Genomic DNA, 26,798 nt, shown 5'->3' with positions numbered 1-26,798 from the left:
TTACTGGACTGTTAAATCATGCTTCCGCAGTTGTCTGCTGTTATAAAAACCAAAGATCAGCCAAAATGCCAAAATTAATGATGTCAGCAGCAAAATCGGCAGCGAACCAAATTTAGCAATTAAAGGCGGTGCAGCAGCGGTAAATAGTCCTCCACCAACAATAGGTTCAAAAAGCAATTGTTTATAAGCAAAACTCTCAAAAGCGCCGGAACGATTATCCGGATCAACCATCCGCAATAGCAATAACCCAGTAGAAGTCACTCCCATCGATTGTCCCATGTCACCAATTCCGCGTTCAAACCAGTAGAAAGGTAGCAGACGGGGGCCCAGAAAAAGAAAGGCACACACATTCCAAGTGATGCCAGCAACAGACAAAATCATGAAAGGAGCGAAATTTTCACCCAACACAGATAGAGAAATCGTTGCTAGTGCTGTGACAATTGTGACATCTAACGCCAATCCGCCAATGCGTTCGATCAGGGGACGGCTAATCAAGTAGCTACGACCAGTACGTACTAGCAAATACTGCACAATTATCCCGCCGATGAGTGCGATCGGGAATAGGGGTACGTAGGGTATTAGCTTTAGTCCGTCTCCTCTACCCCAAGTCATCAACTCTATTAAACGCAATGCTTCCAAGATTAGCCAACCGAAAGCGATCGCCAATCCCACAAAACCAAAGTTGAGTGACAATGGGTCTATAAGTAGTTCGCGGAATAAATTTTCTCTCGCAACTTTAATCGCATGGGGTTCATCTGAGAGATTTTCCTCTTGCATTCCCAACTCTACTAGCGGTTCGCGGCTGACTTGCACACGCCCTGTGCGGCGTCCCCAGTGTATTAACCATGTACCTGTAATCACCCCAGAGACAAGCCCCACCGTCGCCAAAGCTAGAGATAAATCTGGCCCAGCCGCAAAGCCCAATTCTATAAAAGTTGGCGCCATCCCTGCTGCGGTTCCGTGTCCGCCTTCAAAGGCAACTTCAATTAAACATGCTGCAATGGGAGGCAAGCCAAAAACTGGTGTTAACACGGTAATTCCTAGTATCAACCCTACTACGTATTGTCCCCAAGCGAGAGTTTGACCAAAAGCCGCTTGGGGTGAAGCTTGACGCCAAAATTCTCGCAATCCCGGAATAGACTGTCCAAGAAATATAGTCGCGAAGACGATATTAATAAAAATGCTAGGAGACTGTGACCAAACCGTCCGCACAGTTTCAGAAAATAAACCGTTGACAAGTGGAGATTCTGGATTTAGTGCTTTGACGATCGCACCGAAAGCAGCTGGCCCCAGTAGCAAAGCAACTATACCAGCGACAACCGAACTAGGTATGTATAGCGATCGCAGTAACCGGAGGCGTTGCCTAATCAACCGCCCAACGAGGATTAATATAGCAATAAAAGTATAAGCCCAAAATACATCTATGAGTTTGAACATGGCAGTTTTTGGCGATTTTTGGTAATGGGCAGTTGCATAAACGCAAAGATTAGCGTTTCTATAATATTCTTGGCGTAATGTTACCATTACGCAGAATCTGCAAACCCAATTTTATGGCGATCGCACCGTCACAAATGCCATGTCATCTACTCAGATATTTTTTGTAACTCTGGGCACATTTGAAAAAATCCATCTTTTCCTGGATTAAAATCAACAAATTTGAAAACAGCATCAATATTCAAAGCACCATAAATATGAGGAAATAGTTCGTCTACCTCAGCCGCTTCATAACGAATTTCCGCTTTAACTTGATCGGAATCAATAAATAGAAGTACCAATCCTTTTTGATTGGCAAAAAAATTATTAGCAACTTTAATTATTTGCTTGGGTGTAGAACAGTGAATGAAGCCTTCAGAATCGAGACTATCAGCCCTATACATACCTGCTAGTTGCGCTTGTTTCCATTTCTCCCCTCGCGTTATGTGAAGAATGGTATTCATAGTGATTGATAAATTATTGTACTTTGTGTCTTAGTGCCTTGGTGGTTAATAAAACTTGATTTTTTCACCACCAAGACACGAAGACACAAAGAAAACTATATTTTATTTTTGATCAAATTACCTAATTTTCAGCGATGATTTTGCAAATATCATCGAAAATAGGGTCATATTCAATCGCTTCTTCAGGGTAAAATTCCAAATAAATTTGATTCAGATTAGGATCAAGAGATAAAATACATACCTCTATATTTAGTTTTCCTTTCTGCCACCCTTGACTGCCAATTCTTAATACTTGGCAATTTATCACATACTTGTATTGAATTTCACGTAGTTTGATATGATGTTCACTCAGAGATATTAAATTAAATAATTCAAATATAGAAATACCAGGTTCAAGACTATTAGATTCATAAACGCATCGGTGTAATCTTTGTCTAATTTGTTTATCTACTAGCTCTTTTAGTCTACTAGCTTTAAATGTATCATTTCCCAAAAGTACAACATCATCACAATCTAGCGGTATAATTTTATCGCTCATATCAATATCAAACGAAGTTAGTTTGTATTGGGCAACAACCACAATACTTTAAACATAATTTCTAAGATATTCTGCCAATTACTTGACATCCAATTAGTTAAAACTTTGAAAAAATAACATCATAATTATCAGTTTGCAATTAATGCTGAAACATTCACTACAAATTGCTAGTTCAAGAAGTGATTCTCAAAACTAGAACTACACATAGTTCGTAGTAAGCACTTAAGTGCTTACTACAAGCCAAGAAAATTTGTAGTCGTTTTTTAGAGAAACAGTATAAATATTAATTCAATTTGGAATACATATATCTGGAGCGCACAAGCCAGAAAATTGTAATGTTGTTACTGTGAAAGTATCTAAATCTACACGACGAATAGCATGATTATTAGTATCAGCAATATATAAATAAGAACCAGTAACACTCAGTCCTGAAGGTTCATAAAAACTGCTATTTTTACCTTGACCGTCTTGCAGATCGGCTGCACCATTTCCTAATACTGTTTGACAATTACCTGTAATAGGACTTACTAATTTAATTTTGTGGTTGTAAGTATCGGCAACCCACAAGTAATTCTGAGCGTATTCTACTCCCAAGCAGTGTTGCAACCTCGCATCAGAACCTTGTCCATCAACATCACCAAAACCAAATAATGCACCGCTACCGCAAACGGTTCGTACTTGTTTTGGTTCTACTAGTCCGATACCTCGAATAGAACTAACTTCGCTGTCAGCAATGTATAATTCTTTCCCATCTGTAGTAATGCCACTGGGTTGAGCAAAGGCAGATTCGGTAAGTGTGCCATCCACACAACCTTCCGCACCCGTACCAGCATAGGTTTTGACGATTTTACTTTCTAAGTCCATTTCCCAAATTTGGTGCGGGCCTGCCATTGCAATAAACAAACTATTTCCTACCTTTTGTAAATTCCAAGGAGAATTAAGCGCTGTTTCTAAACCATTACCACTATGCGGATGGATATTGCGGCTTTGTTCACCTGTTCCAGCAATGGTTTCCACTACTTGGCGCTTCAAGTCTACACGTCGCAGCGCATGATTTTCTGTATCAGCAACATATAAAATCTGATTTTCTGCATCAAATGTCATTCCTTGAGGTGCAAAAAATTGCGCTTCGTGAAAGGAACCATCAGTTAACCCAGGTTTTCCTGTACCAATCAAATCCAAAACTTCTCCGTCCAAGGTACTCATAACCAAGCGGTGGTGTCCAGAGTCAGCGATGAACAATCCTGCTGTTGTTGCTAAGACTTTACCTGGGAAAGCAAGCGGTGTAATTAATGATTGGCGTTGTTTTTCTAAAGTTAGTTGCAGTTGTTGAAAGTTAATAGTGCCTTTCTCTTGGTGTTGGTGAATTAATTTGTCTATTAGTTGATCTAAAAAATCACGATTACCTTCTCCAGATACGTAATTAACTACGTATCCTTCTGGATCGATCACCATCAAGGTAGGCCAAGCACGCACGGCATAACTTTGCCAAACTCTGAAACCACTATCTACTAAAACTGGGTGTTCGATGTCGTAGCGTAGAATGGCTTGGCGGATGTTGTCTATTTCCTTTTCGTTGTCAAATTTAGCGCTGTGTACGCCAATAACTGTGAGGCTATCTTTGTATTTCTGTTCTAAATATTTCAGATCTGGAAGAACATGCAAACAGTTGATACAGCAGTATGTCCAAAAGTCTAAAATTATGACTCTACCCCGGAGTTGCTGAAGGGACAGGGGTTTTTCGGTATTAAGCCAAGCATAGTTTTGCGGTAGTTCTGGCGCTCTTACACGGGGAGTCATGTAGTCTTGCTCCTTTAAATATCATTCTGACGTCTTACCAATCCTTGGTCAAAACTTTTGATGGCTTGCTCAATATCGTGCTGCGAAAGTGCAGGCCAGTAGTTCTCAGCAAAGTATAACCACGCATGGGCGCTCTGCCACAGAAGAAAGTTGCTCATACGTTTGTCACCACCCGAACGAATGATTAAATCTACATCGGGGAGTCCAACTGTATACAAAGAGTCTGCGATTGTCTTTTCTGTAATGGTTTCTGGTGAGGTTTGCTGAGCGATCGCTCGACGGACTGCTTGAAGCAACTCTGCTCGTCCACCGTAATTAAAAGCGAGGTTAAGAATTCGGGAACCGTTATCTTTTGTCAATTGCACAGCATCATCGATAACTTTAAGTACTGCTTTGGATAAACCTTGTCGGCTACCACTGTGGATAATACGCACTTGCCTATCGTGTAGTTTTTGAGCTAGTTGTGGCCCTAAGATTTGAATGCTATACATGAGAGCCTGAACTTCAGCTTGGGATCGCTCCCAGTTTTCTGTTGACCAGACATAAGCTGAGACTACTTCCACACCTAGATTGTGACAAATATCTATTATTGTAAGAATGTGTTGTATGCCTGCACGATGACCTTCACTACGAGGAAGTCCACGCTGAGTTGCCCAGCGTCCATTACCATCCATAATAAAACCAACGTGTTTGGGAATAAGCATTTTGGAGCTTGGCCGAATACTTAGTTACGTTTTCTTCTTTACTTTACCGATCAATCGCTTGAGGCTGTGGCAACTTTGAGAAAACTGGAAACCCTTACTCCCACTGAGTTATTAGCCTGCATACAACATGCCAAATTGCAAGCATCTCAAGGACGAGTTGCCGATCGCATTCCGCGATTGGCTGTGGCTAATTCCCATTGGTTTGCAGTTCACATCTGCTGTGCATCAGGAAAAAGTTTCAGTGTCGGCGATACAAGTTGTGTTTTTCCGCTGATGAGTGCCATTAAGCCGTTTTCACTGCTGTATCTGCTAGAACATCTGGGAGTAGAGATGGTTTTTGAGTGGGTTGGCATTGAACCATCTCATGCTAGTTTCAATTCTCTAGAACAGCTAATTGCTGATGGCGGCTATCCCCGCAATCCGATGATCAATAGTGGGGCAATTACTCTCGCTGATAAATTACCAGGAAAAGACGCTAGCGATCGCACTCAAAAATTCTGTCAATGGCTGAATCAAATCGCAGGTTGTCAGTTCAAGTTAGATGAAGTCATGCTCGCTTCGGTACGTTCAGCAGGCTCTCAAACTAATCGAGCGATTAGCCAATATCTTGCCCAAGCTGGATATGTAAATGATTTAGAAGCTGCTCTTGACACATACGAACAGATATGCTGTCTATCTGGAAAGGTAGAATACTTAGCCCGTTTGGGAAAGCTTTTGGCTTGTGAAAGTGGATTGGTATCACCGCAGCATCGTCAGATTGTCAACACGCTGATGTTTAGCTGTGGACTGTATGAGGATTCTTTTTTGTATGCTTTGCGGATTGGTCTACCGATGAAATCAGGTATCAGCGGTACACTTTTGGCAATAGTACCAACAGAGGGAGCGATCGCCTGTTACAGTCCTCCTTTAGATCCTGCGGGTAATCCTGTAGCAGCACTTGGCTTTGTCGAAGCTTTATCTCAACGGTTGCGGTTGAGTATCTTTGCAGGCTAGTGATTACTGATAGCTGGATCTAATTTTAGATGCGATCGTCTTATCTACTGCCCGAAATCTTTCGATTGCGAGAGCCAGAGGCTCTAGTTCTCACCTGCCAGGTTCAACCTGGTAACGAGGGTTTGGAGGCTCTGCCTCCGGTGGTGCAAGATGTAAACTGATCTACCGGTTGAAATCTTTTCTCGGCTTAAGGCGGATACGAATGACTTCTTTTTTTCTACATTTAAACCAGAGCATCAAAATTTTTTACTTTATCTATAAAAAAATGGCAGAGTAGATACTCTACTCTGCCTGTACCAAGAAAGTATTAGTTCAGCTTTCAGCAAACACAGTCACGATTGATTTTGGGTTTCGCTGCTTGGTTGTTCAGGTGTGGGTGTGTTTTCCAATGGTTCCGGTGCAGATGGCTGAATCATCTTTGGTTGAGCATACGGCAAACTAGGTGATGGTGCAGCATTGGGGTACTGACGGCGATTGAAATATCGTCCTAATTCTGGTTTTTGTGACTGGGGAGCAACTTTTTGAGGTAATAATTGTGGATCTGCTTCTGGTAAAACATCTACCTGTGGTTCTTCTGTTGTTTCTGGCGCTGGAGTCTCGATAATCTCTGGCAGAGTAGGAGACACACTCGGCGATGGTTCCACTGTTTGTTGTGGTGTGGGCATTTTGCCTGCACGACGATTGAAAAATCCGCCAAATCTCGGTTTCTCTGGCTGATTTAGCTGTTTTTCTGGTACTTCTTCAGCTGCTTTTGGTTCGGTTGTTACTTCTGGTTGTGGTGCTGGAGTCTCAATAATCTCTGGCAGAGTAGGAGATACACTCGGCGATGGTTCCACTGTTTGTGGTGGTGTGGGCATTTTGCCTGCACGACGATTGAAAAATCCGCCAAATCTCGGTTTTTCTGGTTGTGTTGATGGTGCTGGTTGAGGTTCTATTTCAGGAACTGGCTGTTTTTCTTCTTGAGGCTGTGGTTCTGGTGTGGGTTCAGGTGTAGGTGTTGCTGTGGGAGTGGGTTTTATTTCAAGAACGGGTTGTTTTTCTTCTTTGGGCTGTATTTCTGGTGTAGGTTCAGGTGTAGGCGTTGCTGTAGGAGTGGGTGTAGGTTCAGCAGTTGGTAGCTTCGCTGTGTAACTAGGATCTACAATTGAGCGAACTTGATCTGCTGACAGTTCTCCTCTAACGATTTTAGAAAGGGTGTCTTTACCCTTGGGTTCGTAGGTTATCAGCCGAACCGTACTGTTAAATTCATTCTTGACGGGGTTGCCTTGGTTGTCGAGAAATTCCAGTTTCACCCAGTTTTTACCTGGCTTAAAGCCTTTGAGATAAACTGGTTGCCAGCGATCGAGAACGAAACTTTCACCATTAATTGTGCAGCGAACCCGCCAATCTGCAAATTGGTCGTTGGGGTTATCTTTAGCTACCAAGTGTAATGGGGCGTTAGTTAGGTAAAAGTCTAGCAGAATAGGTTCTGCCCCATAGCTGCCTTTGGGACGGCTGTAGGTTAGCAAGGGTAAGGCTGGATCGGGGTTATTGTCATCGCTTTTAGTAAAAATGTGAAATGTCGTTTGGGCATAAGCGCCTTCATTTTTAAAACTTTCGTGCCAAGGACGGGAGGCAAATACACGTAGGGTATGGGTACCTGGAGACAAGTCAGATAAAACCAGAGGCTGCTTGAGGTCGTAGACAGCTATATATGGTTCATTATCAAGAATTACGTGCAGATGGGGACCCATATCTAGTTGTGAGTCCTTATATATAGGTAAATCTTTTACCTGAAAGCGGACTGCAACCGTGTTGTCTTGAAGGACTTCATCTGACTGGGGAGTAAGTATTGATACCTGGGGTTGATAAACTTCCAAACTTTGACGTAGTTCTTGAATGACCGCTGGTGGGGCAACTTCTGAGAATTGCTTGGTTGTAATTTGAGGACTTTCTCGCAACTTACCAAACGGTTCTTGGCTAACAGCTTTCTCACCACAACTGGTTAAACTCAATACCAAAACCAATGCCATTAGCGACTTTAGGAGAGTTAAAGCCGCTGTCCGCCAGGAGTTCATACTTTCCACCGATGATACTCATTTAACAACTGACAGATTATTGTGGCTCAGACTATCCATTATAACTACGACCCAAAGGCTAAAATTTGCCTTGCTCTTGCCTGAAGAATCTGAGTGTCAATTTGCTTATTTCAGCATAACTTAATCTTATGTAAGGAAAATAACTATTTTTCTTAATAGTAATTTAACCATGATTTAGTAATCCTCATAACGGAAATACACGCTATTTGGTAAGAATGCTGTAACCAAAATAAAGGTGATTAAGATGATTTGCTCTAAATAGAACTATAAAGTTTGCGAATTGTTTCCGTTTGTAAAATAAATAGAGAAACTATTGACTTTTTGACAAGTCTTTTAAAAGCGAAAAGCAGATTACACAATTACTCCAAGGATTTTGAATTATTGTTAAAATGTCTCCAACAATGTGTGAGAGAAGACTTTATAATTCAACAGAAACCACTCTCCACATAGAGTCTTCATCGCTGCTCCACCCTCTTTCTGGAGGATGCGGCTAAATTTAACTAAAGCTAAGAAGACAGCTTGTGGCAAACATAATTCCTCAGTCCCTTTTAAGAGAGGAGGTCGAATGACAATAAGTCCTCCGGAGCGAGAGGAAAAAAAAGCAAGAGTAATAGTCGATAACGACCCGGTTCCTACTTCATTTGAGAGGTGGGCTAAGCCAGGACATTTCGACAGAACTCTAGCTAAAGGTCCCAAAACCACTACGTGGATTTGGAACCTACATGCACTCGCCCACGATTTTGATACACATACAAGCGATTTAGAAGACATTTCCCGCAAGATATTCGCAGCACACTTCGGTCACTTAGCAGTAGTGACTTTGTGGCTGAGCGGGATGATTTTTCATGGCGCTCGTTTTTCAAACTATGAAGCTTGGTTGAGCGACCCTCTGAACGTCAAACCTAGCGCTCAAGTCGTTTGGCCAATCGTTGGTCAAGATATTTTGAATGGGGATGTCGGCGGCGGCTTCCACGGTATTCAAATTACTTCTGGCTTGTTCCAAGTTTGGCGTGGTTGGGGTATTACCAACTCGTTCCAACTGTACTGCACTGCGATTGGTGGTCTAGTATTAGCAGGCTTACTCTTGTTTGCCGGCTGGTTCCACTACCACAAGCGCGCTCCCAAGTTGGAATGGTTCCAGAACGCCGAGTCAATGTTGAATCACCACTTGCAAGTTTTGCTAGGTTGTGGTTCTTTGGGCTGGGCAGGACACATAATTCACGTATCTGCGCCTACCAACAAGCTTTTGGATGCGGGAGTGCCCCTCAGGGACATACCGTTGCCCCACGAGTTCATTTTGAACAAAGACTTGTTGACCGAACTGTATCCCAGCTTTGCGAATGGTTTAGCGCCTTTCTTCACATTGAATTGGGGTACATATGCTGACTTCCTCACCTTTAAGGGAGGTCTAAACCCAGTCACGGGTGGCTTGTGGATGACAGATATTGCCCATCACCACTTGGCGATCGCAGTATTATTCATCATTGCCGGTCACATGTACCGTACCAACTGGGGTATTGGTCACAGCATCAAAGAGATCCTAGAAAACCACAAAGGCCCCTTCACTGGTGATGGTCATAAGGGTCTCTATGAAAACATGACCACCTCTTGGCACGCTCAGTTGGCAACCAACCTTGCCATGCTGGGTTCACTGACCATCATCGTGGCGCACCACATGTACGCGATGCCTCCGTATCCGTACTTGGCAACCGACTACGCTACCCAACTCTGCATTTTCACTCACCACATGTGGATTGGTGGCTTCTTAATTGTTGGTGGTGCTGCACACGCTGCTATCTTCATGGTGCGTGACTACGATCCCGTAGTTAACCAAAACAACGTTTTGGATCGGGTAATCCGTCACAGAGATGCAATTATCTCTCACCTGAACTGGGTATGTATATTCCTTGGCTTCCATAGCTTTGGATTGTACGTCCACAACGACACAATGCGTGCCTTGGGTCGTCCCCAAGACATGTTCTCGGATGCGGCAATTCAGTTGCAACCTGTGTTCGCTCAGTGGGTACAAAACCTACACACCATTGCTCCCGGTGCAACTGCACCTAATGCGCTTCAACCTGTTAGCTATGCCTTCGGCGGCGGTATCCTCGCTGTAGGCGGCAAAGTGGCAATGATGCCAATTGCGTTGGGTACGGCGGACTTTATGATCCACCATATTCACGCATTCCAAATTCATGTCACAGCTCTGATTCTTCTAAAAGGATTCCTGTTTGCTCGTAGCTCCCGTCTGATTCCAGACAAGGCAAACTTAGGCTTCCGCTTCCCTTGTGATGGCCCTGGTCGTGGTGGTACCTGTCAGGTATCTGGTTGGGACCATGTGTTCCTCGGATTGTTCTGGATGTACAACACCATTTCAATTGCAATTTTCCACTTCAGCTGGAAGATGCAATCTGACGTCTGGGGAACGGTAGACGCAGCTGGTAATGTAACTCACATTACAGGTGGTAACTTTGCCCAAAGTGCCATCACCATCAATGGCTGGTTGCGTGACTTCTTATGGGCACAAGCGGTACAAGTCATCAACTCCTATGGCAGTGCGCTGTCAGCATATGGATTGATGTTCTTGGGCGCACACTTTGTCTGGGCATTTAGCTTGATGTTCCTGTTCAGTGGTCGTGGCTACTGGCAAGAATTGATTGAGTCCATTGTCTGGGCACATAATAAACTGAAAGTGGCACCGTCAATTCAGCCTCGTGCTCTGAGCATCATTCAAGGTCGGGCTGTAGGGGTAGCTCACTACCTCTTGGGAGGAATTGCCACAACCTGGGCATTCTTCCACGCACACATCCTTTCAATAGGCTAGTAATCGGCTTGAACAGTTAGTGGTTAGTGGTTAGTAGTTAGTGGTTAGTAGGATTTTGTTGGTGGTTGGTCGTTGTTTGGAATAAATAACAAACAACAAACAACAAACAACTAACAACTAACAACTAACAACTAACAACTAACAACTAACAACTAACAACGCTGATACTTGATGGCTAAGAGTCAGAGGATTTATTTAACCTATGGCAACAAAATTTCCAAAATTTAGCCAGGATCTCGCACAAGATCCGACGACACGTCGGATCTGGTATGCGATGGCTATGGGAAATGATTTTGAAAGCCATGATGGCATGACCGAAGAAAATCTCTACCAAAAGATTTTCGCTACTCACTTCGGTCATCTGGCAATCATTTTCCTGTGGGCTTCCAGCCTTCTATTCCACGTAGCCTGGCAAGGTAACTTTGAACAGTGGATTAAAGATCCCCTTCATATCCGTCCGATCGCCCACGCGATTTGGGACCCCCACTTCGGTAAACCTGCAATAGAAGCTTTCACTCAAGGTGGAGCTAACTATCCAGTAAACATTGCATACTCTGGGGTCTACCACTGGTGGTACACCATCGGTATGCGGACAAATGGCGACCTGTACATGGGTTCCATCTTCCTGCTATTGTTAGCATCCTTGTTCCTGTTTGCTGGCTGGTTGCACTTACAACCCAAATTCCGTCCCAGCCTCGCTTGGTTCAAGATGGCTGAGTCTCGCCTCAACCACCACTTGGCAGGTTTGTTCGGTGTAAGTTCATTGGCTTGGACTGGTCACTTGGTTCACGTCGCTATCCCCGAATCTCGCGGACAGCATGTAGGCTGGGATAACTTCCTCAGCACTCTGCCCCACCCAGCAGGCTTGCAACCTTTCTTTACAGGTAACTGGGGTGTTTACGCACAGAACCCAGACACTGCAAACCATGTGTTCGGCACTTCCCAAGGATCTGGTACTGCGATTCTAACTTTCTTAGGTGGTTTCCATCCTCAGACTGAATCGCTGTGGTTGACTGATATGGCTCACCACCACTTAGCGATCGCAGTACTATTCATCGTTGCCGGTCACATGTACCGCACCAACTTTGGCATCGGTCACAGCATCAAAGAAATGATGGATGCCAAAACCTTCTTCGGCAAATCCGTAGAAGGCCCCTTCAACATGCCTCACCAAGGCATTTATGAAACCTACAACAACTCTTTGCACTTCCAGTTGGGTTGGCACCTAGCTTGCTTGGGTGTAATCACCTCCTTGGTAGCGCAACACATGTACTCCCTGCCTCCTTACGCATTTATTGCTAAGGACTACACAACTCAGGCAGCGTTGTACACTCACCACCAGTACATTGCCATTTTCTTGATGCTCGGTGCATTCGCTCACGGTGCCATCTTCTGGGTACGTGACTACGATCCCGAACAAAATAAGGGCAACGTACTTGAGCGCGTGCTGAAGCACAAAGAAGCGATTATCTCTCACCTGAGCTGGGTATCCCTGTTCTTGGGCTTCCACACCTTGGGTCTGTATGTACACAACGACGTAGTAGTTGCCTTCGGCACACCCGAGAAGCAAATTTTGATTGAGCCTGTGTTTGCTCAGTTCATCCAAGCTGCTCACGGTAAAGTGCTGTATGGACTCGACGTTCTGTTGTCCAACCCAGACAGTGTTGCTTACACCGCTTATCCCAACTACGGTAACGTTTGGTTGCCTGGTTGGCTGGATGCAATCAACTCTGGTACTAATTCCCTGTTCTTAACAATTGGCCCTGGTGACTTTTTAGTACACCATGCCTTTGCCCTAGCAATCCACACCACCACCTTAGTATTGGTTAAAGGTGCTTTGGATGCTCGTGGTTCTAAGCTGATGCCCGATAAAAAGGACTTCGGCTACGCCTTCCCTTGCGACGGCCCCGGTCGTGGTGGTACTTGCGACATCTCCGCTTGGGACGCCTTTTACCTCGCTACTTTCTGGGCATTGAACACAGTAGGTTGGGTAACTTTCTACTGGCACTGGAAGCATTTGGGTATTTGGCAAGGCAACGTTGCTCAGTTCAACGAATCTTCTACATACCTCATGGGCTGGTTCCGTGATTACCTCTGGGCTAACTCCGCTCAGTTGATTAACGGATACAATCCCTACGGCATGAACAACCTGTCTGTTTGGGCTTGGATGTTCCTATTCGGACACCTAGTTTGGGCTACCGGCTTCATGTTCCTCATCTCCTGGAGAGGTTACTGGCAAGAGTTGATTGAAACTCTTGTTTGGGCACACGAGCGTACTCCAATTGCGAACCTGGTTCGCTGGAAAGACAAGCCCGTTGCTCTGTCTATCGTTCAAGCTCGTTTGGTTGGTTTAGTTCACTTCTCTGTGGGCTATGTTCTAACCTATGCAGCATTCCTCATTGCCTCGACGGCTGGTAAGTTCGGTTAACCCGGTTGCTAGTTTTGATAGGTAAGTAATAAAATCCCCTGCCATTTGGTGGGGGATTTTTTGTGTAAGTATTTAGGGAAAATCTTTTTTGAAGTTCCCAATCAATTCTCAAGCTTTTGGGTTATTATTATTGAGTTGTTGATTCCACCCTACCCCAGTTAGTAGCTGGCGGTCTTGCCAAGGTGATCTAACGTCGAAAAATGAGGAATTCAATATGAAACATGCAACAAGTAAACGTAGTGTTGATTTTGTTGAGTTTCCCTACTATTCATTTCGCAATGTTAGTTGTCCAGAAGATATTGAGAACAATCGTAAAACTCTTTTTGGACACGCACCATTAACATCAGTTTTAAGCCTTCCTACAAACGAAAATGTCCGCGACTATCTTCTAGATGCAGAAGGAAAACAAAGACGTAGACCAACAAGTGTCCACCGAGCTATAGAAGATACCTTAAAAAATAGTTCTCATAAATTTTCAGTTCTCAACGGTGGGTTGGTTATTGTATCTAGAGATTATACTGTTGATGAACAAAAAAAATGCTTGTTCCTCGTTAAACCAAGCATAATCAACGGCTCACAAACTCAAGGTGTTATCAAGGACTTTTTTAACGATTGTCAAAAGTTTGGAGGAGAAATACCTGAAATTCACGTAACTTTTGAGTTGATTATTACCACTGATGATGACTTAATTGCGGAGATATCTATCGCACGAAATTTTCAGAATGATGTGATGAGTCTCTCAATTGCAGGACGCTTAGGGCAACTAGATGAACTAGAAGCAAGTTTGCAAGCTAAGTTATCTGGTAAAAAGCTCCGTAAATCTGAAACTCAATTATCAGATGATTACCTTGCTACCGAACGATTACTTCAAGTGATTGCTGCTCTTGTTCCTGGAGAACTGTGGCTCAATGAAAAAGAGGTAGAAAATCCGAATAAGGTCTATACCTATGACAAAAAAGCCAAATGCCTAAAAGACTTCCGGGAAATTTACAGTATTGCCAAGGGCGAAAAACAGCCTGAAAAAAAGATAGATAGTGCTAAGTATAAAGAACTCTACCAGTTCTATTTGGATGTAGCCGCACAAGCTTATCAACTGTACGAAAAATGGAAAAAACATCAAGGATTTAAGGGTACAGGATTGAAAAAAGGAATAACACGTGACGAAAATCAAAATATTTTGGAGGTATCAGACGGTATAATTTTTCCCATCCTCGCATCACTTTCTGCTTTTGCACGCAAGACTCCAGAAGGTTGGAAAATAGAGCCACCTGATTCTTTCCGCGATGAGGAACTTATACGGATGACAAAGTCAGTTTTTATGGAAATGGCTGACTCCAATCCAGCAACAATGGGAAAGAGTAAAGCCTGTTATGCAGCCCTCTACCAAATTACCTCGCTTTACAAGCGTCTAAGTATTTAAGTAAGTCGGCGCGAATAAATCAAACTGTGTCAAGAAGAGTAAAACTTGACAGTTAGCTCGTAGTAAGCGCTTTATCGCTGAAGCGCTTACTGCAAACATTGAATATTTTACGCTGACTTACTTAGTATATTGATTTCACTAATCTTACAAATTTGGTTTTTATTGTGGAGAAGACCGAATTTTCTATGACTCAACTAGAAAAAATCAGGTTTTTGTTTTTTGTCACGATTTTGAATACTTAATAGTGTCCTAGACTGGTAAATAACTTCCGAAAGTAGAGCCTGCCTCAGTTTCTCAAATATTTAACTTTTGCGTTTTAAAAACTTCTTAATGAAGCATTAAAAAGCGATCGCAAGATATAATCTTAGACCAGCAGTTGCTTAGCACAAGGAGTCTGAAAGTGTCTATTCCCGAAATAACTCAAAAGCTGTTGGCAGCGAAAAAAGATAAGGGACTAAGCTTTACAGATTTAGAAAGGATTTTAGGACGTGATGAAGTATGGATTGCGGCTGCAATCTATCGTCAAGCTAGTGCTTCTGAGGAAGAGGCAAAACAATTAGTTGAAGCATTAGGACTTGATGAAAGTTATGTGAAAGAATTAACAGAATATCCTGTTAAAGGATTAGGCCCTGTTGTACCAACAGATCCTCTGATTTACCGTTTTTACGAAATTATGCAAGTGTATGGAATGCCGATGAAAGCGGTGATTCACGAAAAGTTTGGCGATGGAATCATGAGCGCAATTGATTTTACTTTAGATATAGAAAAAGAAGAAGACCCCAAAGGCGATCGCGTTAAAGTTATCATGTCTGGTAAATTTCTTCCTTACAAAAAATGGTAGAGTTTTATTTCTACCCTATTTTCCTTTTAAGTACCCCTCTTTCTAAACAAGAGGGGATTTAAATAAGAATTTGATATGAAAATAAATTATAAGCACAAATTCTCTTGACACAAGAACAAATAAAATCAGAAAAAGCAATAAACTTTACACCCTATTACTCTCAAAATTACGGTGCTGCATATTTAGGTGATAGCCAAGAGCTAATAAAATTTATTGAAGATAACAGTATTAATCTAATTATTACTTCACCTCCATTCGCGCTCACCCGCAAAAAAGAATACGGCAACGAAAGTGCTGAAAAATATATAGAATGGTTTCTACCTTTTGCCTACGAATTCAAAAGAGTACTTGTAGATGATGGCTCATTTGTACTGGATTTAGGCGGTGCTTACCTACCTGGTAATCCAGTACGGAGTATCTACCAATATGAATTATTAGTCAGGTTGTGTAAGGAAGTCGGCTTCTTTCTTGCCCAAGAATTTTATCACTATAATCCAGCACGACTACCTACTCCTGCTGAATGGGTGACAATTAGGCGCATTCGCGTTAAAGATTCAGTAAATGTAGTTTGGTGGTTATCGAAAACGCCTCACCCGAAAGCTGATAACAGAAAAGTTTTAAAGCCATACAGCCAGAGTATGAAGCAGTTACTCAAAAATGGCTATAAAGCTAAAATGCGTCCTAGTGGACATGATATTTCTGAGAAGTTTCAAAAAAATAATCAGGGTGCAATTCCACCTAACTTACTAGAAATTGCCAATACTGAATCTAATAGTGTATACCTGCGTCGCTGTAAAGCAGCGGGAATACAACCTCATCCTGCGCGTTTTCCCCAAGGTTTTGCGGAGTTCTTTATTAAATTTTTAACAGATGAAGGCGATCTGATTTTAGATCCCTTTGCAGGTTCCAATACAACAGGTTTCGTTGCTGAGACTTTGCAAAGGCGGTGGATCTCGTTTGAGATGAATGAAAATTATGCGATCGGTAGCCGTTATCGGTTTGAAGAGTAACAAACTTAGTGTTTGAAGCCAGAAGGGAATAATGCTGAGTGCATCTGCGTTTTGACTTGTTCATGACGGTTTATTTATTTTCACTGCATGAATCTTAAAACTTTTTTTGATTAAGAAGTTTATAGAAGTGTTAGAAGTAGATAATTTAGTAATACTACTTAAATACTGATAAAATTAGTCTTATATTATACAAATCTATTCACAGGAAAACACATTAAAGATATTGTAAAAGTAATCTCACTAGCTAGCGAAATAACACCTATACAGTGTAAATACTGTAGAAGGTGAGGATTTAGCTGATGAAGGATTATCCTGTAATCAGCAAATAACTGCTGTGATTTGGAAAGATAATAACTAAAACAGGAGAAAATACGACATGAGGGATGTTTATCTGTTGGCAGCAGGTTTGTTAACAGGAATAGTTGTACCAGTATTACCACAGCAATCGACTGTCAATTCAGACAATCAAGTAACTTGGAATACAAAACAGAATTTGCAGCCCGCTGTAGGTGGAACGGTAGCCCCAACTTTAGAAACTCCCTCGCCAGAATTCAGCGATCGCAATTTGGCTGTAGCAGAATCATTACCAAAGCCAAGCTATAAGCCTGTTCGTAAGCTTGTCTCTGGAAATCAACTTTATTACCATCGATTGGCAGCTCTCAAGGCAGGTAAGATTTATACTCGCTCATATGATGATTACTTGCAGACATTGTCAGAGTCAGGGGATAAGTATAAATTAACCTATCAAGACTGGAAAGGTTTATTGGCAATGGAAGCCAAAGCGATCGCTAAAGGTCAAGGCAACAATCGCTTGAGTATTTTACTAGGTGATTCTTTGAGTATGTGGTTTCCCAAAGATATGCTCCCTAGCGAAAAATTGTGGCTGAATCAGGGAATATCTGGAGATACTTCTAGTGGTGTTTTAACAAGATTGTCTGCTTTTGCCACAACTAAACCCAGTGTTATTTATGTCATGGCTGGGATTAACGACTTACGTAGAGGTGCAACCGATGAGGAGATTTTAAGCAATCATCGCCGGATTATCCGCCGTTTGCAGCAGAATCATCCAGATAGTGTGATTATTATCCAATCAATTTTGCCAACTCGCCTGCCGACAATTTCTAATAGCCGCGTTACTCGTATCAATCATCGACTGGCTTTGATTGCTCAACAAGAAGGAGTTAATTATTTAAACCTCTATAATTGGTTTGCAGATTTTCAGGGCAATTTGCGCGAAGACTTAACCACAGATGGTTTACATCTGAACGAAAATGGTTATGAGATTTGGCAAGCAGTGCTAAATCGGATAGAATCTCGCTTGGCTTTTGGAAAATTAGAGCGATCGCAATAAATAATTAAAAATTTGAAAGTCGCCAATATCACTTCTTTTAAGATTAGTAACGCATCTGATACTAAATCTAGTTTAAAAACTTTTATTTTTTATTTCTCTCCCAGCAAAGCATTAGTGGCAATAGCTATTCCACCAAACCATGCTTCATAGCGAAACGTACCAATTCGGCTCGATTACTGGTGGCTGTTTTTCTCAATAAACTGCTAACGTACTTTTCCACTGTCCGAGGACTCAAGTGCAGCTTTTGACCCATATCAGCATTAGAAAGACCATGAGTCAAAAGTTCAAGAACTTCCCGTTCTCTTGGTGTCAGTTCTAAAAGCCACTGAGATTGTTGCGTGTGATTTAACTGGGAGTGGTTTTCCTCCTCCGGTTCAGAAGCACGAAAAGCAGATTGAATTATCTGCGATCGCGCCAAGAGATTACGAATTGCTGCTCCTAACTCTTCTAATTCAAAAGGCTTGGGTAAGTACAAATCGCACCCCGACTGGTAGCCAAGAATTCTTTCTTGTGTCTTCGTTCGTGCTGTTAACAAAATTACCGGCAGCAAACGGAACTCAGGTTTTTGACGCACTTGGCGCACCAGTTCATAACCATTCATTCGTGGCATGACAATATCAGTAACCAGCAAATCAGGACGGCACTCTTCCACCTTTGTCAAAGCCTCTAGGCCGTCATTAGCAACAATTACTGAGTAACCAGACAGTTCAAGATAATCGCTGATAGACAAACGAGTGCCCGGATCGTCATCCACTACGAGGATCGTCAAGGGCATGGACAGTACACCCCTAGCATTTTTTACTAAGAAATTTGTTCCTATTACCACATCAGTGAACACAGATAATAATAGTACTCTTATGTTTCATACTATGACAGGAGTACCAGTTCATAACTCCCTAAGGGTTGAATTACAAAGTTTATCTTCCATCCGTTGGAAACATTATTCAGATGCATTAACACAGTTGAACTCGATTACAATTATCTGTGCTATTGGCCACAGATTATTTTATAAATCGTAACAAATCATCAATACAGATGTTTTTATCAAATAAGACTTAGCTATATATACATACATATATAGCTTGGGAAAATCAAAGACTCAACCCAACAAAAAATGTGCGAATAAATATATCTACAACTTTGAATGTAGCATACAAATGCTAGTTCCTTCTGAAACATCCACGGATGACAACCTTCATAGATAGCAATAATTCTGTAAGTTTTAACCATAATCTTGACAAAGTTGTTATTTTCCTCACTTTATCAATTTTGCGATATCTTCTACCAATAAATAATCCAGGTAAAGAGTTCTAACTAAATTTTTCAGTATTTGTTGACATATAAACTAGTGAGTTGATTTAGCCAATGCCCTTAAGAATAAAATTACACCGAACTTTGCTAGTCTGTAGTCATGATAGTTACGAATTTTGTTCACAACACATCTAAAGCATATCTTGTCACCGCAAAATTTAGATTGTCATCAACTTAGATGAGATTTTGCAGTCCGTGATATTTGCTTAGTCAACAATTAAGCCCAATTCACAGTACTAAATCTATCCAGAGGTTAGAAGAAAAAACTAGACAGCTTAGATATTGTGAATTTAGTTCTAATAAATGAAGAAAAAAGCCTGTGGTTCCAATTCGAGATAATAATCCAACAAAAATTACGCCCTATGTTACTTATGGGCTGATTGCTGCTAATGTCCTCGCTTTTGTTTATGAAGCAAGTCTACCTCCTCAATATTTAGACGGGTTCTTCCATTTATTTGCGGTAGTACCACGAGAACTAACAGCTAGTTTTGCAGGAATTTCCGTAAATCAGCCCGTGCCAGAGTGGGTGACATTGATTACTGCCCAATTTTTACATGGTGGTTTGCTGCACTTGGGTGGCAATATGTTATTTTTGTGGGTTTTTGGCAATAACGTAGAAGACAAGTTAGGCCATATCAAATATTTGTTTTTCTATTTAACTTGCGGTGTTTTAGCCACCTTAGCTCAGTGGTACTTTTCACAGGGTTCTGCTGTTCCTTCTTTGGGGGCGAGTGGGGCGATCGCTGGTGTTTTGGGAGCATACATAGTCCGCTTTCCCCAAGCAGAAGTTTTGGGTATAGTTCCCTTGGGTTTCTTTTTCCCTACCTTCCGCGTTCCAGCATACTTTTTTCTCGGATTGTGGTTTCTCCAGCAAGCATTCTACGGAGTTGCCAGCCTTGAAGCACCGAGCAACATCGGTATGGAAAGTGGCGGCATCGCCTACTGGGCACACGCTGGTGGTTTTATTGTTGGGGCTGTTCTCGGTCCAGTTCTGGGATTATTGAAGGAAGATTCAGGGCAAGAAAAATATAACTGGTAGTCATTGGTCATTGGTCATTAGTCATTGGTTCAAGGAACAAAGACGTAGATACCCTTTGTTTAGCTTACCCTAGGCTACTAATGACCAATGACAAAGGACAAATGACCAATGACTATTAATAATTCTTCATCGCCCTTTGCATTTCGCGTTGATCTTGGCGCTTCTTGAGGTCTTCTCGCTTATCGTGCAGCTTTTTACCCTTGACAAGAGCCACACTTACTTTCACCCAACCACGTTTGAAATACATTTTTAAAGGTACTAAAGTCAAACCTTGCTGTTCCACCTTGCCAATTAGCTTCCGAATTTCCTGGCGATGCAGCAGTAATTTACGCGTGCGGCGTGGTTCGTGGTTAAAATACTGTCCACTCGCGGTATAAGGTGAAATATGCACGTTTATTAGCCATGCTTCTCCATTGCGAACCAAAGCATAGCCATCTTGAAGGTTGACCTTGCCTGCACGGATCGATTTAACCTCGGTTCCCGTCAACTGAATACCAGCTTCATAGGTTTCGAGAATCTCATACAAATACCGGGCTTGCCGATTTTCACTAACAACTTTGTAACCGTCGCTCTTATCGCTCATTGATAATTGTGCTTGCGTCTAATATTACTAAAAAATCCCTTAGTTTGTCTTATTCACATCTTGCACCAGTTGTAAATGCTGGGAGGCAGAGCCTCCAAACCCTCGTTACTAGGTTCAACCTGGTAACGAGAACTACGAGAACTAAGAGCCTCTGGCTCTGATGAGAATGCTGCAAGATATTTCAGTCTTACGAATCTATAAAGGGTTATAACATTAAAGCTGAAAACCCAGTGGCTTTAGTCGAAAGCTTGGGGACTGATGCCCTCTAGGTCTTCTGTGAATTGACTCGGTATCTCGTACAGTAGTAGCGGATACTTGGTTAAGTATTGCCCGTGTATTATCCGGCGGATAGGAATAGGGACTCAGAGGTTTACGGCTTGCTGGATGAACCAAGAATCCCACGGCTTTTTACGGGAATGAGCGCTTGCGCGAAATTCACGTAGCTGTGGGAGTGTCAATAAACCAATATATATGCTTGACTGAATATAAGTCCTATCCCAACCCCTGTAAGGATGGCAGCGTTTAATATATCTTAAGCGTGAGTTTAAAGTGTTGAGTTTATGGCTATAGAGTGATTTTGTTCATATAGAGTCTCGATAGAGTGGTGAATAACTTTGAAACAGATGAGGAACTTTCACCATGAAAAGCAATTTCACTAAAGTTGTTGGCGCTGGCATCGTTACCTTGGGTATGACAATTTTGCCCTTGACTTTACCCGCACAAGCACAAACCACGCCAACCGCTCCTGATACCACTACCACCACACCTACTACCAGATATGACGATGGTTTTGATTGGGGTTGGTTAGGATTACTTGGTTTGTTAGGTCTAGCTGGTTTGGCTGGTAGGAAGCGCTCCGATGAACCAACTCGTTATCGCGATCCTAACGCTGTTGGTGGCACTACCTACAGAGAATAATTTTGTTAATCGCTGTCCAGTAAATGTGTAAGCGGATGTAACCAAAAATTTTTCCATAACACACGCTTTTAATAAAGATGACAACACACAGAAAGCCTTGGGTTTCTTCTTTCCCAAGGCCTTTTTAATTTTCTAGAGCAGGCTTTAGTTTGCTGTGGGTTCTGGATTGGGTGAATTTACTTGTCGAGTTTGGTCTTGAGCTAAAGGTATCCAGTAACTAGCTACTAAAGCCACCAATAGCCACCAGATACTATTGACTGCTGGACGATACCACACAGTATCCACAAAACCATGACCTAGCATACCTGCCAAAGCAGCGATCGCCCCAATTAACCACAAACCATTCACACTATTTAATTGCCGGAATCGTTGGAGTTGCAACCAACCTGTATTAAATGTCACGATTAAAAACCATAGGAAACTAGCCAAACCAATTAATCCAGTTTCCACAGCAACTTCTAGCAAAATCGAATAAGCACTGAGGGCATTATACCGAGGCAGTTGGTAGAGTGGGTAAATTTTATTAAAAACGTCGTGTCCAGGCCCAATACCAAAAATCGGATAGTCGTGAATCATGTTAAACACAGCAGTCCAAACATTCATACGGAAGTTATTACTGCTATCTTCACGACCAGCAAAAATACTGGTAATGCGGAGGCGAAAAGTTTCTGAAACTCCAAACATCACCACAAACACAGCCAAAAAACACCCCAACAGCATCGGTACTAACCAAATGCGCCAAAACCGGGGTAGGTACTGACCGTACCAGTAGCGCAGTAGCAAGACTAGGAAAATTAGAGCGATCGCCAAGCCAATAAAGCCACCACGACTGTCAGCAAAACGGAAGCAGGCCATATTCACAACAAACATAGTGACAGCCAAAGCTTTACGCTGCCATCCTTGCCAAGCAAACACCGCCACTAAACTCAAAATCACAGCTGGTAACAAATATCCAGCCAGCAAATTTGGATTACTCAAATAACTATAGACCCTGGTATTTTTTGACAATGGAGATTCAGGGTCAACCCACGTTGCCAACTGTGCAGCACCAAAAATCTTTTGCCGCACTCCATAGATACTCACAAACAAAGACACGTGCAAGTACAAAACCAGCAAATAAGATCTAATGCGGGGTGATTTGAGTATTCTGGCACACAGTGCAAACAGCAGCAAATAGAGTGTAAAATTTATCAGCCCTTTTAAAGCTGCCATTTTCTCTGGAGATAAAGCTGTAGCAACTACACTAACTCCCCAGTAGAGCAACACTAATAAGTGAATCGGGGTGACAAGCAAAGTATTTGAGGATGTGACTTCATCAGATAAAGTCAACAGTAGCCAGAATGCCGCACAAGCTGCCAGCAAAAGCCCTAGCAGAGTTGTATTATTCACCGTAAATGGTGCTAACACCAACACCAAGCTAACTAAGGCAGCCGCTATTATGTCTCCCCACTGCAACAAAATACTGGTTTGCCGCCAAGAGCGCAACAGCCCCACAAGAGAACCATGTAGGTAGCTGGTGTTGAGATATTCTTTGAGTGGTAAATAGGATAAAGTGAATTTTTGCCAGATTAGATTCATATGATGCTGTAAACAACTAGCATAGAGCAGAGAACTTGGATTTATAATAATTTGGTATTTCTCAAAATTTGAAAAACTTCCAGTTCATAGTCCATGCTAATTGAAGACAGAAGAAAAAAATTATGAATTATGAATTCTGAAATTTTCAGTATTAAGCATTCATTATTCATAATTCTCACCCATTCCCCATTCCCTATTAGTTTATGATGACTGCTAAGAAGAAGCGGTAGTTGATGAAACATCATTCATTGCTTCTGCTTTCTCTTGATTTAGTGGCAAACTCAGCACGTAGCGAAATCCAGATTCTGGCGAACCTTGAATTGAAATATATCCGCCGTGCAGTTCTGCCAACTGACAACTGAGTAACAAACCCAAGCTTTCGCGTGAGAGGCTACCATGCCGTTTTGTCGCATCCAGCACACTTGAGGTGGAAACTCTCATATCTTGAGACTTGTTTGCGACTAGTGGCAAGCTGTCTGCTTCTTCCTGGTTTTCTAAATGAGTATTAAAAATTGCTGTCTCACCTGATAGTTCCAGCAGTGGCGCTGCGCTAGGGCAAAAATAAGGGTCAACTTCAGTGATACCGTCTCCTAACCAAGGATGCGAAACCCAAACTGTAATATTGAACGTATCGTCTTTATAAGAAACATGAATTCGCACAACGCTACCTGTAGCAGATAACTGAATCACGCTGAAAACTAGGTGATACAGCATTTGTCGCACCTTGTCTTTATCTAAAGGCAAAATGCGATTGCGTCCTGGTTCGAGAGACAAGCGAATATCTTGCTCGCGGCGATTAGCTGCTTCTTCCAGAGTATTTATTGCTTGTTGACATAGCATTTCAATATCTACAGGAGCGAGATTTAGTGCTTTCTCAGCTTCATCCATTGCTCCCAGTTCAGAAATTTCATTGACTAGGGAAAGCAAGTACCGACCGCTATGTTGGATAATTTCTAAATATTCTCTCTGCTTAGTAGTCAAAGGTCCGTAAATTTCACGGCCGAGAACACTAGCCATGCCTAATACAGATGTTAAAGGCGTACGCAACTCCTGAGTTAACTGCCCTAAAAGTTCCAACTTGAGTTGGTTAGTAGGAGCTGAGTTAGTTGAAAATGTAACAGGGGTGATTCTAATTTCACTGGTATTTGCTTCTGGGAGTGACCAATCAGGAGGACTCTTGGAAATATTGCTTTCTGAAGTCGCTTGCAGGAGTCGGTTGCGTTCAAATTCACTCATACTCCAACGAGCGATGATTTGTAAAAACTCAACGTCTCGATTAGTAAAGTTGCGCGGTACTAAATCCATTACCGCTAGTGCGCCCAAACAATTTCCCGAAGCATCAAATAGTGGCGCCCCCAAATAAGCACGAATGCCATAATCTAGTAGCAACTTGCTGGCAACAAGCTCTGCATCAGTTAGTTTTTTTGTATCATTTATTACTATTATTTGCGAATTTTCTACCACCTGGGTACAAAAAGACTCCCGGCGTAACAATTGACGGTTTTGTGCCAACTGATTCATTAATCCCAACCTAGATAAACCCACTGCTGATTTAAACCAATGGCGTTCTTGATCCACAAATCCCAAAATGGAAATTGGTGCCTCCAAAAAATGAGCAGCAGTTTGAGTCGCTTCTTCAAAAACTGGAATCGTTTCTGGTTGTCGCAAACCTAATTCTGACAAAGCCTTGAGGCGTTGTTGTTCTCGGGTTTCCGGGGATGCCCAACCATCCTTCAAGGGCAACAATTTGTTTTCAGGCTCTACCATTACCATCGCTACCTTGATAATTTTTCGATAATGTAATTCATATAACCACTGTCTCTGGGTTATTTGCTATTTTTAAGCATTCCCCAATTTTCTGTCGGATCAACAAGGTGGGAGTAAAATTTTTCACTGACCGAAAGTTTTTACTTCAGTAAGGCAGTGCTAAGGGTCTACTTTTTTGCCTAAGAGCCATACAGATATTCTTTCTCCTTGGTTATGATTATACTCAGTATTGCTAATTTTAATCCTTGACTACGTTAGTATCCGATTCTACTTGGGTAAGATAACACTAATCGGAATAGGGAATTGTTAGTCGTTGGTAGTTGGTCGTTGATTGGTGGTTGTTTCAAACAACAAATAACAAACAACAACTAACTAATATCTACTATTTTTTGAAATCGAATTTTTGAGTATTTATGAAAATGAATAATAATCTATCAATAGCAATTCCTTTTGTTGACTTGAATTTACAACACCAACCAATTTACAATCATCTCCTACAGGCAATTGAGAATATATTGAAACAAGGAGATTTTGTTTTAGGGCAAACACTTTCAGATTTTGAAGCAGCATTTGCTGCGGTTTCTGATACAAAATATGGAATTGGTGTTGCCTGTGGAACTGATGCGATCGCCCTTGGTTTACAAGCTTGTAATATTAGTTCTGGAGATGAAGTGATTTTGCCAGCCAATACTTTTGTAGCAACATTAATTGGCGTGTTACGTGCAGGTGCAAAACCGATTTTTGTAGATTGCGATCCCCAAACAGCTTTAATTGATTTAAACGCAGCCGCAAAGGCAATTACTTCAAAAACCAAAGCTATTATTCCTGTGCATCTTTATGGTCAAATGGTATCGCCAAAACAGCTTTTGGATTTAGCCGACACCTACAAACTACTAATTTTTGAAGACGCCGCACAGGCACATCTAGCCGAACGAGAGGGATATCGCGCTGGTTCAGTAGGGATAGCAGCAGCTTTTAGTTTTTATCCCAGCAAGAATTTGGGAGGATTTGGTGACGGGGGAATGCTCGTTACGCGAGATCCAGATGTAGCTGAAAAAATGGTACGCTTGCGGAATTATGGGGCATCCCGAAAGTATTTTCATACAGAAGCAGGTACAAATAGCCGTTTAGATACGATCCAGGCAGCAGTATTGCAGCAAAAATTACCATATCTACCGCAGTGGAATCGCGATCGCCTAAATATCGCCCAGCAGTATGCTACTCAACTAGCACCCCTAGCAGCAAGCGGAATTATCCCTATAAAAAACCACAGCGGCGAGGGACACGTTTATCACTTGTACGTAATCAGAGTTTGTGAAACTTGTCCTATAGAACGTTCTGCACTCCAAGAACAACTAACAGCCGCAGGAATTCAAACAGGCATTCACTACCCCATTCCCTGTCATCTCCAGCCAGCATTTTCTGATTTAGGTTATCAAGTCGGTAACTTTCCTCATGCAGAAATGCTGGCAAAGCAAATTTTATCGTTGCCGATGTATCCAGGTTTGAGCAATAGCCAAATTCAGGAAATCACAGGTGCGATCGCCCATACACTAGCAACTAATTCTCCTTCCGAAAAGCTTTTATTAGCTTGAATTAAGGCAGAAGGCAGAGATAAGGGAGATGGGGAGAGTGGGGGAGTGGAAGAGTGGAAGAGTGGAAGAAGTTGGGGAATAAC

Annotated in this window: 21 protein-coding genes; 11 read left to right on the top strand and 10 right to left on the bottom strand. The window is 42.1% G+C overall.

The window, feature by feature from the left end; all coding sequences use genetic code 11:
- From FIS9605_RS0111975 to uppS, 5 genes are all read right to left on the bottom strand, one after another.
- On the bottom strand, positions 1-1,524 hold the full coding sequence (locus FIS9605_RS0111975; protein ID WP_231510302.1) for a sodium/glutamate symporter: 1,524 nt from the start codon (positions 1,522-1,524) through the stop codon (positions 1-3).
- A gap of 59 nt (positions 1,525-1,583) precedes the next feature.
- A complete protein-coding gene (locus FIS9605_RS0111970) occupies positions 1,584-1,937 on the bottom strand; it encodes a DUF952 domain-containing protein (protein WP_026732794.1) in 354 nt (117 codons plus the stop codon).
- A gap of 121 nt (positions 1,938-2,058) precedes the next feature.
- On the bottom strand, positions 2,059-2,517 hold the full coding sequence (locus tag FIS9605_RS0111965) for a KGK domain-containing protein (protein ID WP_269321029.1): 459 nt from the start codon (positions 2,515-2,517) through the stop codon (positions 2,059-2,061).
- A gap of 246 nt (positions 2,518-2,763) precedes the next feature.
- A complete protein-coding gene (locus tag FIS9605_RS0111960) occupies positions 2,764-4,275 on the bottom strand; it encodes a thioredoxin-like domain-containing protein (protein ID WP_026732792.1) in 1,512 nt (503 codons plus the stop codon).
- Positions 4,276-4,289: 14 nt separating this feature from the next.
- Complete coding sequence (gene uppS, locus FIS9605_RS36895; RefSeq protein WP_051469978.1) at positions 4,290-4,979, bottom strand: polyprenyl diphosphate synthase; 690 nt, start codon at positions 4,977-4,979, stop codon at positions 4,290-4,292.
- Positions 4,980-5,054: 75 nt separating this feature from the next.
- Here uppS and FIS9605_RS0111950 point away from each other — a divergent pair, with 75 nt between their 5' ends.
- Both FIS9605_RS0111950 and FIS9605_RS46070 read left to right on the top strand, forming a co-directional pair.
- Positions 5,055-5,972, top strand: coding sequence for a glutaminase (locus FIS9605_RS0111950; RefSeq protein ID WP_026732791.1), 918 nt, complete (start codon positions 5,055-5,057; stop codon positions 5,970-5,972).
- Between the two features lie 29 nt (positions 5,973-6,001).
- Positions 6,002-6,133 (top strand): hypothetical protein, encoded by a 132-nt coding sequence (locus FIS9605_RS46070; RefSeq protein WP_269321028.1) that lies wholly within the window; start codon positions 6,002-6,004, stop codon positions 6,131-6,133.
- 171 nt (positions 6,134-6,304) lie between these two features.
- Here FIS9605_RS46070 and FIS9605_RS0111940 read toward each other — a convergent pair whose 3' ends face one another.
- Entirely contained in the window at positions 6,305-8,029 is a 1,725-nt protein-coding gene (locus FIS9605_RS0111940) for a hypothetical protein (RefSeq protein ID WP_197036025.1), read from the bottom strand.
- 586 nt (positions 8,030-8,615) lie between these two features.
- Here FIS9605_RS0111940 and psaA point away from each other — a divergent pair.
- The 6 genes from psaA to FIS9605_RS0111910 all read left to right on the top strand — a co-directional run bounded on the left by psaA (position 8,616) and on the right by FIS9605_RS0111910 (position 17,924).
- Positions 8,616-10,874, top strand: coding sequence for a photosystem I core protein PsaA (gene psaA / locus FIS9605_RS0111935; protein WP_026732789.1), 2,259 nt, complete (start codon positions 8,616-8,618; stop codon positions 10,872-10,874).
- A gap of 202 nt (positions 10,875-11,076) precedes the next feature.
- Complete coding sequence (gene psaB, locus FIS9605_RS0111930) at positions 11,077-13,302, top strand: photosystem I core protein PsaB (RefSeq protein WP_026732788.1); 2,226 nt, start codon at positions 11,077-11,079, stop codon at positions 13,300-13,302.
- 214 nt (positions 13,303-13,516) lie between these two features.
- Positions 13,517-14,722, top strand: coding sequence for an AIPR family protein (locus tag FIS9605_RS40905; protein ID WP_072032383.1), 1,206 nt, complete (start codon positions 13,517-13,519; stop codon positions 14,720-14,722).
- A 400-nt stretch (positions 14,723-15,122) separates the two neighbouring features.
- Positions 15,123-15,563 carry a cyanase gene (gene cynS, locus FIS9605_RS0111920; protein WP_026732787.1) on the top strand — a complete coding sequence of 147 codons (441 nt, stop codon included), beginning with the start codon at positions 15,123-15,125 and terminating at the stop codon, positions 15,561-15,563.
- A gap of 104 nt (positions 15,564-15,667) precedes the next feature.
- Complete coding sequence (locus tag FIS9605_RS0111915) at positions 15,668-16,573, top strand: DNA-methyltransferase (protein WP_026732786.1); 906 nt, start codon at positions 15,668-15,670, stop codon at positions 16,571-16,573.
- Positions 16,574-16,949: 376 nt separating this feature from the next.
- On the top strand, positions 16,950-17,924 hold the full coding sequence (locus tag FIS9605_RS0111910) for an SGNH/GDSL hydrolase family protein (RefSeq protein WP_026732785.1): 975 nt from the start codon (positions 16,950-16,952) through the stop codon (positions 17,922-17,924).
- Between the two features lie 124 nt (positions 17,925-18,048).
- Here the strand turns inward: FIS9605_RS0111910 and FIS9605_RS0111905 are convergent, their stop codons facing one another.
- Complete coding sequence (locus FIS9605_RS0111905) at positions 18,049-18,699, bottom strand: response regulator transcription factor (protein ID WP_026732784.1); 651 nt, start codon at positions 18,697-18,699, stop codon at positions 18,049-18,051.
- A gap of 855 nt (positions 18,700-19,554) precedes the next feature.
- Here FIS9605_RS0111905 and FIS9605_RS0111900 point away from each other — a divergent pair.
- The gene (locus tag FIS9605_RS0111900) at positions 19,555-20,274 is read left to right on the top strand and encodes a rhomboid family intramembrane serine protease (RefSeq protein WP_026732783.1); all 720 of its coding nucleotides are present in this window, start codon (positions 19,555-19,557) and stop codon (positions 20,272-20,274) included.
- Between the two features lie 115 nt (positions 20,275-20,389).
- On the opposite strand, the gene smpB is transcribed toward FIS9605_RS0111900, so the two are convergent.
- Complete coding sequence (gene smpB, locus FIS9605_RS0111895; RefSeq protein ID WP_026732782.1) at positions 20,390-20,857, bottom strand: SsrA-binding protein SmpB; 468 nt, start codon at positions 20,855-20,857, stop codon at positions 20,390-20,392.
- A gap of 639 nt (positions 20,858-21,496) precedes the next feature.
- Between smpB and FIS9605_RS0111890 the strand changes: the two genes are divergently transcribed.
- Positions 21,497-21,775 carry a WGxxGxxG family protein gene (locus FIS9605_RS0111890; RefSeq protein ID WP_026732781.1) on the top strand — a complete coding sequence of 93 codons (279 nt, stop codon included), beginning with the start codon at positions 21,497-21,499 and terminating at the stop codon, positions 21,773-21,775.
- Between the two features lie 144 nt (positions 21,776-21,919).
- Here the strand turns inward: FIS9605_RS0111890 and FIS9605_RS0111885 are convergent, their stop codons facing one another.
- A complete protein-coding gene (locus FIS9605_RS0111885) occupies positions 21,920-23,353 on the bottom strand; it encodes an IctB family putative bicarbonate transporter (RefSeq protein ID WP_026732780.1) in 1,434 nt (477 codons plus the stop codon).
- 213 nt (positions 23,354-23,566) lie between these two features.
- On the bottom strand, positions 23,567-25,120 hold the full coding sequence (locus FIS9605_RS0111880; protein ID WP_026732779.1) for a GAF domain-containing sensor histidine kinase: 1,554 nt from the start codon (positions 25,118-25,120) through the stop codon (positions 23,567-23,569).
- Positions 25,121-25,533: 413 nt separating this feature from the next.
- On the opposite strand from FIS9605_RS0111880, the gene FIS9605_RS0111875 reads away from it, so the two are divergent.
- A complete protein-coding gene (locus tag FIS9605_RS0111875) occupies positions 25,534-26,715 on the top strand; it encodes a DegT/DnrJ/EryC1/StrS family aminotransferase (protein ID WP_026732778.1) in 1,182 nt (393 codons plus the stop codon).
- The last annotated feature ends 83 nt before the right edge of the window (positions 26,716-26,798 follow it).

This window comes from Fischerella sp. PCC 9605, from assembly GCF_000517105.1.
Classification (GTDB): domain Bacteria; phylum Cyanobacteriota; class Cyanobacteriia; order Cyanobacteriales; family Nostocaceae; genus PCC9605.
The sequence above is the reverse complement of the archived record's forward strand: the minus strand, read 5'-3'. Positions and strand labels throughout refer to the sequence as shown.